The 17966-nt window shown below is 40.0% G+C and carries 16 protein-coding genes and 1 pseudogene; 7 read left to right on the top strand and 10 right to left on the bottom strand.

Annotation, left to right across the window (positions count from 1 at the left end):
• Positions 1–134 (top strand): annotated as a pseudogene (locus CLV48_RS20960) (IS256 family transposase); the annotation flags it as partial.
• Between the two features lie 61 nt (positions 135–195).
• Here CLV48_RS20960 and mazG read toward each other — a convergent pair.
• Positions 196–1005 carry a nucleoside triphosphate pyrophosphohydrolase gene (mazG, locus tag CLV48_RS18785; protein ID WP_106568837.1) on the bottom strand — a complete coding sequence of 270 codons (810 nt, stop codon included), beginning with the start codon at positions 1003–1005 and terminating at the stop codon, positions 196–198.
• A 71-nt stretch (positions 1006–1076) separates the two neighbouring features.
• Here mazG and CLV48_RS18780 point away from each other — a divergent pair, with 71 nt between their 5' ends.
• From CLV48_RS18780 to CLV48_RS18770, 3 genes are all read left to right on the top strand, one after another.
• Positions 1077–1307: a hypothetical protein gene (locus CLV48_RS18780; protein WP_106568836.1), complete on the top strand. Its 231-nt coding sequence runs from the start codon at positions 1077–1079 to the stop codon at positions 1305–1307.
• Positions 1308–1365: 58 nt separating this feature from the next.
• A complete protein-coding gene (glmM, locus tag CLV48_RS18775) occupies positions 1366–2754 on the top strand; it encodes a phosphoglucosamine mutase (RefSeq protein WP_106568835.1) in 1389 nt (462 codons plus the stop codon).
• Positions 2755–2817: 63 nt separating this feature from the next.
• The gene (locus tag CLV48_RS18770) at positions 2818–3960 is read left to right on the top strand and encodes a cysteine desulfurase family protein (protein ID WP_106568834.1); all 1143 of its coding nucleotides are present in this window, start codon (positions 2818–2820) and stop codon (positions 3958–3960) included.
• Between the two features lie 242 nt (positions 3961–4202).
• Here CLV48_RS18770 and CLV48_RS18765 read toward each other — a convergent pair whose 3' ends face one another.
• From CLV48_RS18765 to CLV48_RS18720, 9 genes are all read right to left on the bottom strand, one after another.
• Complete coding sequence (locus CLV48_RS18765; RefSeq protein WP_106568833.1) at positions 4203–4829, bottom strand: response regulator; 627 nt, start codon at positions 4827–4829, stop codon at positions 4203–4205.
• 52 nt (positions 4830–4881) lie between these two features.
• Positions 4882–5646 (bottom strand): sensor histidine kinase, encoded by a 765-nt coding sequence (locus tag CLV48_RS18760; RefSeq protein WP_106568832.1) that lies wholly within the window; start codon positions 5644–5646, stop codon positions 4882–4884.
• Between the two features lie 247 nt (positions 5647–5893).
• Entirely contained in the window at positions 5894–6310 is a 417-nt protein-coding gene (locus tag CLV48_RS18755) for a hypothetical protein (RefSeq protein ID WP_106568831.1), read from the bottom strand.
• An 839-nt stretch (positions 6311–7149) separates the two neighbouring features.
• The gene (locus CLV48_RS18745; RefSeq protein ID WP_106568830.1) at positions 7150–7824 is read right to left on the bottom strand and encodes a hypothetical protein; all 675 of its coding nucleotides are present in this window, start codon (positions 7822–7824) and stop codon (positions 7150–7152) included.
• Positions 7825–7968: 144 nt separating this feature from the next.
• The gene (gene secDF, locus CLV48_RS18740; RefSeq protein WP_106568829.1) at positions 7969–10923 is read right to left on the bottom strand and encodes a protein translocase subunit SecDF; all 2955 of its coding nucleotides are present in this window, start codon (positions 10921–10923) and stop codon (positions 7969–7971) included.
• A 92-nt stretch (positions 10924–11015) separates the two neighbouring features.
• Entirely contained in the window at positions 11016–11375 is a 360-nt protein-coding gene (locus CLV48_RS18735) for a hypothetical protein (RefSeq protein ID WP_245889613.1), read from the bottom strand.
• A 96-nt stretch (positions 11376–11471) separates the two neighbouring features.
• Positions 11472–12089 (bottom strand): uridine kinase, encoded by a 618-nt coding sequence (gene udk / locus CLV48_RS18730; protein ID WP_106568827.1) that lies wholly within the window; start codon positions 12087–12089, stop codon positions 11472–11474.
• Between the two features lie 18 nt (positions 12090–12107).
• Positions 12108–12677, bottom strand: a complete 570-nt coding sequence (locus CLV48_RS18725; RefSeq protein ID WP_106568826.1) for a non-canonical purine NTP diphosphatase — start codon at positions 12675–12677, stop codon at positions 12108–12110.
• A gap of 133 nt (positions 12678–12810) precedes the next feature.
• Positions 12811–13113: a hypothetical protein gene (locus tag CLV48_RS18720; RefSeq protein WP_106568825.1), complete on the bottom strand. Its 303-nt coding sequence runs from the start codon at positions 13111–13113 to the stop codon at positions 12811–12813.
• Between the two features lie 233 nt (positions 13114–13346).
• On the opposite strand from CLV48_RS18720, the gene polA reads away from it, so the two are divergent.
• Genes polA through CLV48_RS18705 form a run of 3 tightly spaced genes read left to right on the top strand, consistent with a single transcriptional unit; the run spans position 13347 to position 17966 of the window.
• Positions 13347–16157, top strand: coding sequence for a DNA polymerase I (gene polA, locus CLV48_RS18715; RefSeq protein ID WP_106568824.1), 2811 nt, complete (start codon positions 13347–13349; stop codon positions 16155–16157).
• A gap of 6 nt (positions 16158–16163) precedes the next feature.
• On the top strand, positions 16164–17543 hold the full coding sequence (gene radA / locus CLV48_RS18710) for a DNA repair protein RadA (protein WP_106568823.1): 1380 nt from the start codon (positions 16164–16166) through the stop codon (positions 17541–17543).
• On the top strand, positions 17544–17966 hold the full coding sequence (locus CLV48_RS18705) for a secondary thiamine-phosphate synthase enzyme YjbQ (protein ID WP_106568822.1): 423 nt from the start codon (positions 17544–17546) through the stop codon (positions 17964–17966). It begins immediately after the preceding gene.

The raw sequence follows: 17966 nt of genomic DNA, 5'->3' as shown, positions 1-17966 counted from the left end.
CTGTTATGAAGTCTGTTTTCCTCGCTGCAAGGGAAGCATCGAAAAAATGGACTATGCCCATTCGAGACTGGGGTACTATCCTTAACAGTTTCCTGATTATATTTGGTGATAGGGTCAGGCTTCTTGAAACCTGACCATAAAATCATAATTTAAAGTTTACACACTTATCGGGATAGTGTCTCAGAAAACACAAAATCAATCTTTCGGTATCCTTTTAGCCTCTTCCCAATACACATCCATTTCAGCCAAAGTCATATCTTCGATTTTGCGGCCTGCTGACCTGGCAGCATTTTCAAGATACTGGAACCTTTTGATAAATTTCAGATTGGTACGTTCTAGGGCTTCCTCTGGATTAATATCAATAAACCGGGCATAATTGATCAGTGAAAACAAAAGGTCACCGAATTCACCCGTAGCTTTTTCTTTGTCTATTTCATACTCTTTGGCAGCATTGAATTCTTCTTTGAATTCTTTCATTTCCTCCTCAACTTTTTCCCATACCTGATGTTTTTCTTCCCAGTCAAATCCTACCCCTCTTGCCTTTTCCTGAATCCGCATGGCTTTGATCAGTGCAGGAAGGGATTTGGGTACACCTCCCAATACAGATACATTCCCTTTCTCTTGCAGTTTGATTTTTTCCCAGTTCTGTTTGACAGCTTCTTCGTCTTTTACATTTACATCTCCATAGATATGAGGATGTCTTCTGATCAGCTTTTCACAAAGACTATTGATCACTGAACCCATATCAAAAGCAGATTTCTCTGATCCGATCTTGGCATAAAAAACTATGTGCAGGAGGATATCGCCCAATTCTTTTTTGATTTCATCAAGGTTGTTTTCTAGAATCGCATCGGAAAGCTCAAAAGTCTCCTCTATGGTGAGGTGGCGAAGGCTTTCCAAGGTCTGTTTTCTGTCCCATGGACATTTCTCCCTGAGCTCGTCCATAATGGTGAGTAAACGGTCAAATGCTGCCAACTGCGATTCTCTTGATGATAATTCAGACATAAAAAGGGAAACTATAATTAATTTGAGGACGTTTTGAAAGTATTACGTAAATTTGCGCAAATTAAATTGATATGGCAACCTTGTATTTGACTTTAGGCTTCTTGGCATTGTTTTTCGTATTAATGTCCGTGAGGCTTATCTTATTGAAAAACGGTGAGTTTAAAGGGACTTGTGCCTCCCAAAACCCTTATCTCAACAAAGATGGAGGGACCTGTAGTTATTGTGGCAAAACAGTGGATGCTAATTCTTCCTGTGGCAACCCTGATAATGAAGTGGACAAGGTTTTGGCCAAATTCAAATAAATAATTTTCATTTCCTGGCTATCCCAGGATTTTTCAATTTTAAACAATTGTTTAAGACGTGGCATTAATTAAATCTATTTCAGGCATAAGAGGTACTATAGGTGGTAAACCAGGTGAAGGACTTACACCTTTGGATGTAGTAAAATTTACCTCAGCTTATGGAGCATGGGTAATCAATCATACCAAAAACCCAAAAGTGGTCATAGGTAGGGATGCAAGGATTTCTGGAGATATGATTTCCAAATTAGTAACTGCAACCCTTCAGGGATTAGGCATTGACGTCGTAGATTTAGGACTGAGCACTACCCCTACCGTAGAACTTGCTGTACCCTTGGAAAAGGCAGGAGGTGGAATTATTCTTACAGCAAGTCATAACCCTATCCAATGGAATGCACTAAAACTGTTAAATGACAAAGGTGAGTTCATCTCTGATGCCGAAGGTAAGGCTATTTTGGAAAGCGCAGAAAATGAAGATTTCAAATTTGCCGAAGTAAAAAAATTAGGCAAATACAGCAGGATTGATAATTATATCGACCGACATATAGAACATGTATTGAGTCTTAAACTGGTGGATGTTGAAGCCATCAAAGCACGTAAATTCAAGATAGTGGTTGATGCTGTCAATTCTACAGGTGGAATAGCAGTTCCTAAACTGCTTCGCGCGCTGGGAGTGGAAGAAATAGAAGAAATGTACTGTACACCTGACGGCCATTTCCCGCACAACCCTGAACCACTACCTGAAAACCTAAGGGATATCGCCGATAAACTGAAAAGGGGAAAGTATGACCTGGGTATTGTTGTGGATCCGGATGTAGATAGACTTTGTTTTATGAACGAAGACGGGTCTCCATTTGGAGAGGAATATACCTTGGTGGCAGTATCTGATTATGTGCTCTCGCAGACTCCCGGAAATACCGTTTCCAATTTAAGTTCAACCCGTGCGCTGAGCGATGTGACAAAGAAAAGAGGTGGTCAATACCAGGCTGCTGCAGTTGGTGAAGTCAATGTGGTCAACAAAATGAAGGAAACTAATGCTATCATTGGTGGAGAAGGTAATGGCGGTGTCATCTATCCTGAATCACATTATGGTAGGGATGCGTTGATTGGAATTGGTTTGTTTTTAACGCATCTGGCAAAATTTGGAAAAAGTATCTCCATGTTGAGGGCAAGCTATCCTAATTACTACATTTCAAAAAATAAAATCGAACTCACTCCAGAAATTGATGTGGACAAGATTCTCGAGGAAATCAAAATAAAATACAGCAAGCAGCCCATCAATGATATTGATGGGGTGAAAATCGAGTTTGAAAAAGAGTGGGTACATTTGAGGAAATCAAACACAGAACCCATAATCAGAATTTATTCTGAATCTGAAACACAGGCTACAGCTGAACACTTGGCCAACAAAATCATTCTGGATATCAAAGAGGTAATTTCAGGATCTTAAATACTTTTCAAAGTTCTGAACTTGGGAAAGGAATAAATATATACCCAGCAAAATAACTTGAAGATGAGAGTTTATTTCGACAATGCCGCCACTACTGCTATGGATGATAGGGTAATCGAAGCCATGTTACCCTACATGAAGCTCCATTATGGCAATCCTTCTTCTGTTCATAGCCATGGCAGGGAAGTACGGTCTGCCGTTGAAAAAGCCCGTAAAAAAGTAGCAGAACTGATAAACGCCAGTCCTTCTGAAATTTTTTTCACTTCCGGTGGTACAGAAGCTGACAATACAGCCATTGTCTGTGGTATTGAAACTCATGGTATCAAACATGCCATAACTTCCCCCATTGAGCACCATGCTGTATTGCACACACTGGAAGAGTGTGCCAAAAAAGGCAAAATAAAACTCAGTCTTCTGGATGTAAACCAAAAGGGGGAAATCAACTTGGATCAATTGGAGGGCTTGCTCAAAGCCAATCCAAACTCTTTTGTTTCCCTGATGCATGCCAACAATGAGATTGGGAATATCAATGACCTGAATGCCATTGGCAATCTTGCCAAAACTTACGGTGCATTTTTTCATTCAGATACCGTACAGACTATGGGACACTATGTACATGACCTTAAAACCCTTCCTGTAGATGCCCTGGTAGCTGGTGGTCATAAATTCCATGGTCCTAAAGGTTCCGGATTTTTATATGTCAGAAAAGACAAAAAAATCCATCCTTTTATCCATGGAGGAGCACAGGAAAGAAATATGAGAGGAGGTACCGAAAATGTGATTGGTATCATCGGTATTGCCAAGGCACTTGAACTGGCCTATGAAGATATGAATGGGCATAGAAGCCATATTGAATCTCTCAAAAAGAGATTCATCGAGTTGTTAAAAGAAAATATTCCCGGTGTTACTTTCAATGGGCGCTCCGGAGACTTGGAAAAAAGTCTTTATACAGTCCTGAATGTAAGTTTGCCACCATCTGAGGAAAACAGAGGTATGCTCTTGTTCAACTTGGATTTACATGGCATATCCGCTTCAGGGGGTTCTGCCTGCAGCAGTGGGGCTACAGTTGGTTCCCATGTCTTGAGGGCTTTGGGACATGATCCGGAGAGAGAATCAGTAAGGTTTTCTTTTAGCAGGTATAATACTTTGGAAGAAGTTGACTATACAATTGAAAAATTAAAGGAGCTTTATGCTATTTCCGTTTAAATAATCTGAACGCTAAAATTCTATCCCTGTCTGAAAGAAAGACTTGTTTCTTGAAGACAGGGATTTTATATTTTATGATCATCCGCAATCATACCACTCATATAATTTACCTGTAAATTAGAATCAATTTCCATGAATAACTTGTCCGCCGAGGCGGATCCTATATCAATAAATATAAGAATGGTTAAAAACCGGATTTCTAATGATTACCGGTATTATTGGGGATATACATATAATATTTTTTACAGATTCATCTCAATCGCCTTTTTCACCAATTCCACGGCTGAACTCACACCCAATTTCTGATGGATTTTTTTGCGGTGGGATTCTACAGTATGCTGGCTAAGACTTAGGATATCAGCTATCTCCTTATTGAGATGACCATCTTTGATCAGGCGTAATATCTCCAGCTCCCTTCTGGAAAGCTTAAAACGCTCTTTGAAATGGTCAGGATATTTTCCATCATCCTGCTGAAAAATTAACTTCTGAAAACCTTGAATATAGTTACCTTCATATACTTCCCTAATTGTGTAGATGAGTTCATCAGGATCAGAACCCTTTAGTACATAAGCATCAGCCCCCAGTTTGATGCTTTTTTCATAGATCACTTTATCATCATACATGGATAAAACAATCACCTTTATTTGTGGGATTTTTCTTTTCACTGCTTCCACTACACCCATCCCGTCCATCTGGGGCATATTCATGTCTGTAAGGACTATATCCACATGATGGGATTTTAAAAAATCCAATAATTCCTGCCCATTGTTAAAAACCCCTCTGATTTTAAAATCCTCTTCCTCTTCCAAAAGGCTTTCTATCCCCTTTGCAAACATTTTATGGTCATCTGCCAATGCAATGGTAATCATGAAGAAGTTGTTAATTTATATAGGGTGATTCGATTTATTTCCAAAAGATAAGTCAAGGTTTCGATATAGGCAAGGAGAGTTTAATGTCTGTTCCATTACCTGGTTTGGATTTAATTTCAAAATCACCTCCAATTGTGTTCATTCTGCTTTTCAAATTATACATTCCCGACCCACTACTGCCTTGAGCAGTATCAAAACCAACTCCATCATCTTTTATACATATCATCAACTGGTCCGGTTTTGTCTCCATATAAAAGGAGATACTTTTTGGTTTGGCATGTTTGATGGCATTGTTCAGACACTCCTGTATGGTCCTGATCAGAATGATTTTCTTGTCTTTTTCGAGACTTCCTTCCACTCCAATCTTGGTGAATTTTGTCTGACAAAATGCAGCGCTTTCCAACTTCCCAAGTTCATTCTGAATAAAGTCTTCTAAAGTGATGGATTCCACCCAATCCAGGTTTAAGGATTTCGAAAGTCCGCGCACCTCTTTTATGATCTGATTGATCATGGACTTGCCTTCAGAAACCTTCTCTGGTTTGGAACTGGACAAATTCATTTTGGCCAAAGAGAGTAATTGTCCAATATTGTCGTGGAGTTCCCGCCCTACGTGGGTAAGTGTATTTTCCCTGATTTCTTTCTCGGCATTGATGATGGTTTTCTCGTATTCTGCCCTTACTGCCGCCAGTTTTTGTTGATTCTGTAGCTGCTTTTGACGATGTACAATCACCATAGTCACAATAAATGAGCCCATCAACAACATCAATACAAATCCTAATAAAACGATGTAGAAAACTTCGGAGCCACTACTACCCATGTCAAAGAAACCTAAAATGGATGATATATTTAATAGTACTCAACAAATTACTTTTTTGCTAGGAGATCAACCAGGTTCATGTTTTTACTCCCTAATAGAGGAAGAAATTAAAATTCACCATAGGATTTATTTCTTTATTCCACAATGTCTAATTGTCAATTTCATTGGTAAATCTTCTCATGAAATTTTTTCTCAATTGTGCAGAGATCTAATCTCAATATAATCGCTTCAAATTGAAAAAATGAAATTATAAATTGATCTCTGTAGGTGGTTTACAATTTGGGGGACATAAATTGCCGGCATTTTCTATGGAATTACCACCACTTCTTTGACCCTCTGAACTCAAAAAGACATCAAAAATGCCATTTTGCTCTTCATTGGCTGCAGAAAGGGCTACAGAAATTTTTCCGATGTATTGTTCTCTATCCCTCCTATCCTGTGGGACTAAATAAAGATTTTCCCTATTGTATTGACCAAAATAAACTTTTATGCCCCCCTTATTGGCATCTGTCATCCCTAAAAGTTTTTCAATGGTCGATCTATCAAAAAATACCCATTGGGATTGATCTTTAATGACTCTTCCTCGCTTATCGCGGCCTGGTTCTCCTACCTGAATAGTTTCTCTGTAAGGCTTTACGAATTTTTTCAAATCTTCCTGATTCATGGCTAAACTATTAAAAGTGAATGTTATAAAAGATTACCAATTCCTAATTTAGTACTTTTCAGGTGCTAAGAAAAACTTTTTTTGCAAATAAGGTAAAAGATAAGCAAAGCCCATGACCATATACATCAATCCACTTAAAGTCTTTAAAATAGAGTTTAAAATGTAGTTCAAATGCCAATCTAAACTAATCAAATAACCTAGGGAGGTAAAATACAGGAAAGAAGCAGCGTAAAAGAAAAATAAAAAACATACCACCCAAAAAGCAGGAAACCAAACCAAGCTTTTTTCACTTAACCAATTCTTTGCTACAAGTAAATAAAAAAACCAAAGGCAACATAAGATGATGGACAGGGAAGAAATAATCACAGTATAGGTTTGAAAAACTTCCCAAAAACCCTGTAAGAAGAAGGAGTTGAAAACAAACCAAACAGAAAATAACACAATACCCACAATGAATATCTTTTGATAATGTCCCTTCCGGAATACAGCCAAAAAATAAAACCAAATCACAATGGTTTCCAAGTACAAAAAGCTAATGTTATATATCCAGGAATTATATATACCCCTAGAGCCATAATACAATCCAATAGCTTCGGTTACCAGACCCAAAAAAATCACTGAAAACAAAACCCTATGTTCCTTTTTATTTTCTTGAAAAGAAAAAAATGGGATTACCCCAATCACTAAGGACAATAAAAGGATGTAATTGTATAAATTCCAAGCCAATCCCAAGTTCAAAGTATTTTTATCTTTTGATGCTACTAATATTACGTGAAAAATATCTGGCAAACAAATGATATTAATTGGCTGAGTTAAAGGTGTTCCAACCTGAAATAAGGTTATTCAATGAAAGTTACTCTCTTCCTATTAAGCCAGGGCAACATAAAGGCCAAACCAAACACTAGGTACATCAGTCCTGCTACCACCTGGTTGATAGTGAATAACAAATGTAAATTATCCAATACAAAAACTGGATGGAACTGATAAGTCCCAAACAACAATATGGCTTCCATATAAAACAGCAATATGGCCCAAGAAATCCAAAAATGGGGCAATTGAATCAAATCCCTGTCTGCATAAGTTTTCATTTGTATCAACTGAATCAAAAACCTTAACACCAAAAAAATTATCAACAAGGCAAATGGTAAAAAGGTGAAATACTGAAAAACAGTGTCAATGGGTTGAAAAAAAAGAGAATTGACCATACCCCAGATCAAAACTCCTAAACTTGCCCAAATGATCTTTCTCTTGAATCCCCAATCAATTTCAAGCTGGATTAAATAATATATCAGAAGCAGAGATTCCAAATACACCCACCCGAAATTATAAAGGAGTGAATTATTAATGCCTCTGGAAGCAGTATAATCACCTAAACCTTCCAATAATAAAGCAAGGAACAAAATAGAAATGATACAATTTTGAGCAGTAGATTCTACCCCTTGGATTCTTCTTAAGGGAAAAAGAGAAAACAGGAACCCAATCGCTATTACCAAAAGATAAAAACCTCCAAACATGAACCTATCCTTTTCTTTACAAAGGTAAGATGTTTGAAAGGGCTAAAAAATCCCCTGTACAGGGGATTTTTTGTCACAATCCCCCCAAAAAAAAAGGAGCCAGATCATCAGACCTGGACTCCCAATCTTAGATAATATGACAGCTTATGCAGTCTTTTTACCGCTTGCTTCCTGGGCAGCTTCAGCCTCCAATTCTCTCTTCATCAAATCTACCACTACAGGTGTAGCAATGTATATAGAAGAATAAGTACCGATCAATACACCGATGAACAGGGCAAAGGAGAATCCTCTCAATACTTCACCACCAAAGATCAACAATACCAATACCACTATCAAAGTCGTGGCAGAGGTGATCAATGTTCTGGCCATGGTCTGATTGATGGCATCATTGAACATTTTTACCAATTTGGATGTACCACGGTTTTCGATATTTTCCCTGATACGGTCAAAAACAATCACAGTATCGTTAATGGAGTAACCTACCACAGTCAATACCGCTGCAATAAATACCTGGTCAATTTCGAAAGTAGCACCCAAAGCAGAAGCTATAGCAAATGCAGCAATCACGAAGAACACGTCATGCACCAAGGCAATAATGGATCCCAAAGAAAACTGCCACTTACGGAACCTCAACAAGATGTACAAGAAGATCGCAACCAAGGCAAAGAACATGGCCTCTGCTGAAGACTTCTTAATGTCATCAGCTACCGTAGCCCCAACTTTGGAAGATCCTGTAATGGTAAATTGAGCATCTCCAAGATTAGCTGCGTCGTTGTTATAATTCAATCCAGTGATAGACGCAATTCCTTCAATTACTTTTCTTTCCACTTCAGCATTGGAATCATCATCATCTTCATTGATTAAGTAAGAAGTGGTTACCTTCATGACATTGCTTGCACCGTAAGTCTTCACTTCAACTGAGCCATCAAACTCACCATCCAAACCAACTTTAAGATCTGTAGGGGACATTGGCTGGGCAAACTGCACGATGTAAGACCTACCACCTGTAAAATCCACCCCAAACTTCAGTCCATTGATCGCAGCAATGGCCAAACCTATAACAATTATCGAGGTTGAAATGATATATGCAACTTTTCTCTTACCCAAGAAATCAATATTTAATTGACCCAATGTATTTTTCGCAAAAGGGCTTGCAAAAGAAATATTACTCTTATCTCCTTTTTTGCTCATCCAGTGTACAATCACTCTTGTAATAAATACAGCAGAGAAGAATGAAGATGCAATACCTATCATCAATACGATTGCGAATCCTTTTACAGGACCTTGCCCCAATGCATATAAAATAGCTCCCGTAAGGAAAGTAGTGACGTTGGAGTCAAGGATAGCGGAAAATGCTTTGTTATAACCTTCATTGATGGCAGCCATCAAGCCTGAACCCCTTCTCAATTCTTCTTTGATCCTTTCGAAGATCAACACGTTGGCGTCAATAGACATACCAATGGTCAATACTATACCTGCAATGCCTGGTAAGGTAAGCGCCGCACCTAACTGCGCCAAGATACCTAGGATAAAAAAGATGTTGAATACCAAGGCAGCAATGGCTACAAAGCCTCCTTTGGAATAATAAGCAACCATGAAAAGGACCACCAGCACCAGACCTGCGATCATGGAAACCACACCTTGCTTCTGCGCTTCTTTACCAAGAGTAGGACCGATTATGGCCTCCTCAACAATTTTGGTAGGAGCTGGTAGTGAACCTGATTTCAGGATATTTGCCAAGTCCTTCGCCTCTTCAATAGTGAAATTACCTGTAATTTCAGATTGACCTGAAGGAATTTCGCTTTGAACAACTGGAGCAGTGTAAACATAATCATCCAAAACCACTGCGATTCTTCTGCCGATATTTTCAGAGGTCAGTTTTCTCCATCTTCTGGCACCATCCGCATTCATCTGCATGCTGACAGCAGGTCTTGAAGTCTGATCCAATGTCTGTCTGGCATCTGTGATTACATCTCCTTCAAGTGGAGCCTGATCAGAAGCTCTGTTGTATTTTATACCAAACAACTCAAGTAGCTCCATATTGTCCACCACTTGTGGCTTGACAGACCAAAGGAATTTCACATTTCTAGGCAAAAGGGTTCTAACATCATCTCTTGCCAAAATCCTGTTGATAGTAACCGTATCTCTTATTTCATATACAAGACCCTGTCCTTTGGTCAAAGAAAACAAAGGAGAAATCTGGGTAGAAATGTCATCACCCTCTGAACCCTGTGCCAACTGCCTTTCTAGATCTGTGGTCTCATCAGCCTCCTCTTCTGTTTGGGCAGTGGAACTTCCTTTTGCAGCTTGTGCTTCAGCCACCAAAAGACGGTTCACCTCTTCCAGCTCAGCCAAAAACTCATTGATTTCTGCTACTTCCCAGAATTGAAGTTTGGCTACACCCTGCAAAAGATTTCTTACCCTCTCTGCATTACTTACCCCAGGAAGTTCGATTTGAATTCTTCCTGAACCTTGAATTCTTTGGATATTTGGCTGGGAAGTACCGAATCTGTCTACCCTTGTTCTCAAGATATTGAAAGAACGCTCAATGGCATTTTCAACCTCTGTGTCAATGATTTTTAGAATATCAGAATCAGATGATTCCAAAGAAATCCTTCCCCTATTGGCAGCAGTGGCGAAAATCTCACTTAACTTTCTTCCACTGGCATTTTGCTGCCAAGCAGCATAAAACAAGTTTACAAATTTCTCATTGCTTGTTTTTGCAGCTTCAGTAGCCTGATTCAATGAAAGGTTAAATGTGACATCCTTGCTGTTACCGGATAAACCTTTCACAATCTCTACTGGAGAAACTTCCAAGGTCACATGCATCCCGCCCTGAAGGTCAAGGCCAAGACCTAATTCAGTTTCTTTGATTTCTTTATAAGTGAACTTTGCTCCAAGAAAATTATAAACTGGTTCTCTGTAAATAGAATCCAGGTAAGCTTGTTTCTTGTCAAAATCCACATTCCCTCCAGCTTCTGTGGCATAGGCCGTCGCTTGGCCTTCGATTCTGTTTGATACAAGTGTGAATGACAGGTAATACAGACACAATGCTGTAATGACTACTGTCAAAAACACTACGACACCTTTGTTACGCATATTATTTTAGATTAATTGTTTTACTTGATTTAAATAGATTATTATCCCGATAACCATAGCCGGAATACACAAGAAGAATCAAAAAGGTTAAATTAGGGAGCGTTGGTAGATATGATCCGCTCCAAAAGGATTTCCCAATAAGGGATATTAGTGGGTAGTGAAAAACTAAGATTGGAAGTTACAGGCTTCTCAAAACTGATGATTTCATAAATCAGATAAAGAACTTGCTGCCCGATTACTGTTACAAAAGGAACAACAGCATCAACTGCGATATTTAAAAAAGTCTGATTTTCATCCTGAGACTCCTGTTCCTGTTCTTGCTGGGAAGACAAATGATGAGCATCAGACTGTGGAAGGTATTCCAGGACTGAAACCAGCATGCAGAAAAACATGACCAACAGTAAAGTGGCACGTTGTCTCCAGATGGCGCTATGTCTTCTCTTTTTACTCACGGGTGGCAAATATAGAAAGTTTTGAATATCCAAGCATCCTTATTCTAAAAAATCTAAATGCTTGGAAATTATCTCAAAATATTTGGTTTCAGAATTTTATTCTGTTCTAACACGCAGGTACGTCCTAATCACGTCCAATGCCCGCTCAAAACTTCTGTTATTCGGAATAATCAGGTCGGCATCGTGTTTAAAGGGTTCTATATATTTTTCATAGGTGGGCATCACATGCATCTCATATCGATACAATACATCGTCCAGATCATATCCTCTTTCCACTTTGTCTCTTACGATTCTTCTTTTCAACTTGATGTATTCCTTTGCATCGATAAAAATTTTAAGATCCAATAAATCTGCAAGTTCAGGATAATACAAAACAAAAATCCCCTCCACTACAACCACAGGAGCCGGAGCAAACTCCAGCATTTTGGGTTTTTTATTGGGATTATTGAAGGTATATTCCTGACGGTAAACCGTCTCCCCTCCTCCGATTTTCCGGATATCCTCTGCGTATTTTTCAAAATCTATGGAATTGGGTGTGTCAAAATTGTGAACCCCTTTATCATCTATGGGCTGAAGATGCCTTGGTTTATAATAATTGTCCTGGGAAATCAGACAAACCTGTCCTGGATCGAAAGTATGCAGCAATTTGTCCAAAAAGAGGGTTTTTCCAGAGGCACTCCCGCCTGTAATCCCAACGATGAAAGGTTTCTTCATGGGGGACAAAATTAAAAATTATTTTAGAAACTCCACCAAAGCTTGAACTGCCTTGCCTCTGTGACTGATTCTATTTTTCTCCTCTAGACTGAGCTCTGCAAAGGTTCTTTCAAAACCCAAGGGCCTGAACACCGGATCATATCCAAATCCTCCGGTCCCTGTTTTCTCCTTGATGATTTCACCTTCAGCTATCCCTTCAAAGGCATATTCCTTTCCTTCCTGAATCAGTGCAATGACGGTCCGGAAACTGGCTTTTCGGTTAGTTTTCCCCTCCATTGCCTTTAAGAGCTTTTCAATATTTCTCTCATCCGACCTGGGTTCTCCGGCATACCTTCCTGAATAAACACCCGGAGCTCCATCCAATGCCTCCACTTCCAATCCTGTGTCATCGGCAAAACAGTCCATACCGTAATTTTCAAAAACATACCTGGCTTTCTGGAAAGCATTGTGATCGAGGGTATCCCCTGTTTCCGGAAGTTCCTCATGACAGCCGATTTCGGCTAATGATACGATCTCAAAGGCTTCCCCTAAAGCAGCTTTCACCTCCTCGATTTTCTTTTTGTTGTTGGTAGCAAAACAGATTTTCATTACGGCTTTTCTTCAGCAGGTACAAAATTAAGGATTATGATTTGGAAATTTGAACGTGGAGATTCAATTCACTATTCAAAAAAAATCCCCCTTTTCCGAGGGGGACTTTTCATTCTTGACCCGGGAACATATATCAGGTTAATAGAATCAAAATCAAAAGAATAATGATGATAGCTCCTACTGAAAGATAAATTCCACCCCCCAATTCTTTTGCTTCTTTTTTCATTTCCTTAAGTTCCTCACGCACTTCTTTACGCTCTGACTTATCCAAATCGGTAAAATCCATGGCTTTGATTTCTTCTACTCGGAGTTCAATTTCCTTTAATCTTTCTTTCTGTTCTTCGGTCAGTTCAGGCTTATCTTTCTTTGCCATGGCTACTGGTGAAAATACTGTCAGCAAAAGTGTCACTGATAAAAACCACATGATTTTTTTCATAATTGATCTGATTTAAATGGAACATAATTTCAAAACTTGTTTGGATATAATTACCACAAACAGGCCCAATACCCCAATAATCAGACCAAAATAGCACACAAAAGAAGCTTTATTCCCAATTTGCCAAAATCCAAACCAAAAATTAGATTCAAGCCTTTTCATTATTATTTGTAATTTAGCCCTTCCTCGGAAATTTCTCCCAGGGCTTTTAATTTATCAGATAATCGAAAAATATGTCTTCCAAAGGAGATAAAAAATTGTTTTTGCTGGATGCCATGGCCCTCATTTACAGGGCGCATTTTGCTTTCAGCAAAAATCCCCGTATCAATTCCAAAGGCCTGAACACCGGCATCATGATGGGTTTTACCAATACCCTTTTAGAGGTTCTGGAAAAACAAAAGCCAACCCATATCGCAGTGGCCTTTGACACCAAGGCCCCTACATTCCGTCATACCCAATTTGAAGCTTACAAGGCCAATAGACTGGAACAACCTGAAGATATAGAAATCGGAACCCCCTGGGTCAAGCAAATTGTTCAGGCTTTCAACATCCCTGTGCTTGAAATGGATGGCTATGAAGCGGATGATATCATCGGCACCATTGCCAAAAAAGCAGAACGTACCAGTTTTGAGGTATATATGATGACCCCGGACAAGGATTATGGCCAACTCGTAGAAGACCATATTTTCCTATACAAACCCGCCTTTATGGGCAATGGGGTAGAGATTATGGGACCCAAGGAAGTCTGCGAAAAATGGGATATCGAGCATGTGGACCAGGTCAGGGATATCCTTGGTCTGATGGGTGATGCTGTGGACAATATCCCGGGAATTCCAGGAATTGGGGAAAAAACCGCCGTTAAGCTTCTCAAGGAATTCGGTACTTTAGAAAACCTATTGCAGAATACGGATAAACTGAAAGGTAAGCAAAAGGAGAATGTAGAGAACTTTGCCCAACAAGGGCTTTTATCCAAAGAATTGGCTACAGTCAAAATAGATGTCCCGGTTGATTTTGACGAGGTGGCCCTACGCTATGATGGTCCAGATGAAGAAAAACTGAAGGCCATTTTTGCAGAACTTGAGTTCAGAACCCTAACCCAAAGGGTGTTTGGCGAGAAAATGAAAAAGCCTCAGGTAAAAGTTTCTGAGCAATTGGGCCTTTTTGCCGGAATGGAGGAAGTGGAAACTGAAGAAGTAGTTATCGAAAGCCCGCTTCCTGAACCAGTTCTTCATGACAGCATTTTGACCACTGCCCACGATTACCACAAAGTAGAAGGGGAGGAAGGTATTAAGGAACTCATCCAGTACCTGGAACTCCAAGATGAATTTTGTTTTGATACGGAAACTACCTCTTTGAATCCCAATGAGGCTGAAATGGTCGGGCTTTCTTTTGCTTATGTTCCTGGCGAAGCTTTCTATGTGCCTTTCCCTTCCGATCAGGAAAAGGCCAAAAAACAACTGGAACTATTCAGAGATGTTTTTGAAAATGAAGCCATTACTAAAATCGGGCAAAATGTCAAATATGACATGTTGGTCTTAATGAATTATGGGCTGAAAGTCAGAGGGAAACTATACGACACCATGTTGGCCCATTATCTGATCGAACCGGAAGGAAAACATTCTATGGATTGGCTCGCGCAGCAATACCTTAATTACAAACCGGTATCCATAGAATCACTCATCGGCAAAAAAGGAAAAAACCAGGGCAACATGCGGGATGTGGATGTGGATGAAGTGGTTGCTTATGCAGCAGAAGATGCTGATGTTACTTTGAAGTTGAAACAGAAATTTGATCCGATCATTAAGACCAATGGTTTAGAAAAACTGCTCAATGAAGTGGAAAATCCGCTTATTGAGGTCTTGGCTGACATGGAATTTGAGGGAGTGAAAATTGATACTGCCAGTTTAGCGGACTTATCTACCATTCTTGATGATGAAAGCAAAGAGATTGAAAAGCGGGTATATGAACTTGCAGGAGTAAGGTTCAATTTGGCCTCTCCAAAACAATTGGGAGATGTTTTATTCGAAAAATTAAAATTGGATCCCAAAGCAAAAAAAACAAAAACAGGGCAATATGCGACAGGGGAAGAAGTGTTGAGCAAACTGGCAGGGGAACATGAAATTGCCCAGGCCATCCTGGACTACAGGCAAATGGTCAAATTGAAGTCCACCTATGTGGATGCACTTCCTACCATGATCAACCCCAAAACAGGAAGGGTACATACTACTTACAACCAATTTGTAGCCGCTACAGGAAGGCTTTCTTCTATCAATCCCAATCTCCAGAATATCCCAATCAGAACAGACAGAGGAAGGGAAATCAGAAAAGCATTCGTGCCCAGAAATAAGGAATATGTCCTATTTGCTGCGGACTATTCTCAGATAGAACTCCGTATCATGGCTGCATTTTCGAGAGATGAATCCATGATGGAGGCCTTCAAAAACGGGAGGGATATCCATGCTGCTACAGCAGCCAAAATCTTCCAAGTGCCTTTGGAGGAAGTGACTTCCGATATGAGAAGGAAAGCCAAAACTGCCAATTTTGGAATCATTTATGGCATCTCAGCTTTTGGACTGTCTCAGAGATTGAACATTTCCCGAACAGAGGCCAAAGAAATCATCGATGCGTATTTCAAAGAATTTCCAGCTGTCAAAGCCTACATGGATGACTGCATAGAAAAAGCAAGGAAAAACGAATATGTAGAGACCCTTTTGGGTAGAAGGAGGTACCTTAGGGATATCAATAGCAGGAACATGACCATGCGGGGTTTTGCAGAGCGCAACGCCATCAATGCACCGATTCAAGGTTCGGCAGCAGATATGATCAAAGTAGCCATGATCCATGTCCATCATTGGATGAAAAAAGAAAATCTGAAATCTAGAATGATTCTCCAGGTTCATGACGAATTGGTGTTCGATGCCCATAAAGACGAAGTTGAACTTCTAGAAAAAGAAATTCCTGTATTGATGGCAAAGGCAGTCAAACTGGAAGTTCCGATTGTAGTGGAGACAGGTACTGGTGAAAATTGGTTGGAAGCCCATTAATTTGTTATGGCAAAGATCAAAACCTCCTATTTCTGTCAAAACTGTGGGGCACAAAGTTCCAAATGGCTTGGCAAATGTCCAGCCTGTGGGGAATGGAATACCTATGTCGAAGAGATTGTTCAGAAAGAAGATTCCGGCAGAGGTACCTGGAAACAAGACGGAGTGAGGGAAGGCCGTGTAGCAAGTCCGAAAAAATTACAGGAGATTGATTTTGAACAATATCCACGTATCATCACCCGTGATCTGGAATTGGACAGAGTCCTTGGAGGAGGCATAGTTCCAGGTTCACTTGTACTGATAGGAGGTGAACCAGGTATTGGCAAATCTACTCTGATGCTCCAGATTGCCCTGATGCTTCCACAATTAAAAGTGCTGTATGTCTCCGGCGAAGAAAGTGAATCTCAAATCAAAATGCGTGCGGAGCGCATGGAAGCAAGTTCCGATAATTGTTATGTGCTTTCAGAAACAAATACTCAAAACATTTTTGAGCAGATCAAATTACTCGGTCCTGAACTTTTAATCATTGATTCCATACAGACTTTGCACAGCAAGCATGTGGAGTCAGCAGCAGGCTCCGTATCCCAAGTAAGGGAATGTACAGGAGAATTGATGCGTTTTGCAAAGGAAACAGCCACTCCTGTTTTTCTGATCGGACACATAACCAAAGATGGTATGATAGCGGGACCCAAAGTACTGGAGCATATGGTGGATACCGTATTACAATTTGAAGGTGACAGACACCTGTCCTACCGCATCCTGCGCACCTCCAAAAACCGCTTTGGTTCTACCAATGAACTGGGCATATATGAGATGCGCACTGAGGGTTTGAGACCCGTTGCCAACCCTTCTGAAATCCTGCTGACACAAAGAGAAGAAGTACTCAACGGCGTTGCGATCGGAGCCATGTTGGAAGGAAATAGGCCTCTTTTGATCGAGATTCAGTCTTTGGTCAGCCCGGCCACTTATGGCACACCACAACGAAGCAGTACAGGCTTTGACAGCAAAAGGCTGAATATGATATTGGCTGTTTTAGAAAAAAGAGGAGGTATGAGGTTTGGCCAACAGGATGTTTTTTTGAACGTAGCTGGAGGATTAAGGGTAGATGATCCGGCTTTGGATCTAGCTGTGTGTGCATCCTTGATCTCCTCTTATGAGGATAATCCTGTACCAGAAGACCTGTGCTTTGCCGGCGAGGTTGGTCTCGGAGGTGAAATACGTGCCGTGCACCGGGTTGAAAATAGGATTGTGGAAGCAGAAAAGCTAGGTTTTAAACGGATCTTGGTTTCCAAATATGCCGTCAAAGGATTGGATTTGGATAAGTTCAAAATCAAAATCATCGCTTTAAGCAAATTGGAAGAAATGTATCAGTCAATATTTTCAGGGTAAATGAAAACTTTTCAGAAAACTATCAGACTTAAACCCTATCCCAGAGGCTTTCACCTGATTACAGATTGGATCGAAAAGGAATTCCCAGAATTGAAGGAAATCCAAATTGGAATACTGCATGTTTTCATCCAGCACACTTCTGCAGGGTTGACAATAAATGAAAATGCTGACCCAAGTGTAAGAAAGGATTTTGAAACCTTTATCAATGACCTTATCCCTGAAAATTATAGCCGTTTTATCCACAATTACGAAGGACCTGATGATATGCCAGCCCATATCAAAAGCAGCTTATTTGGAAATTCTGTACAGATTCCCATCAGCAATGGAAAAATGAACCTGGGCACTTGGCAAGGTCTCTACCTGTGCGAATTCAGAGATAATGGTGGGTCAAGAAAATTAGTTTTGACAGCCATTGGCAATTGA

The sequence above is a fragment of the Cecembia rubra genome (assembly GCF_003014575.1).
GTDB classification, from domain to species: domain Bacteria; phylum Bacteroidota; class Bacteroidia; order Cytophagales; family Cyclobacteriaceae; genus Cecembia_A; species Cecembia_A rubra.
Note: the sequence above shows the minus strand (reverse complement) of the source record. Positions and strands in the feature narration are given on the sequence as shown.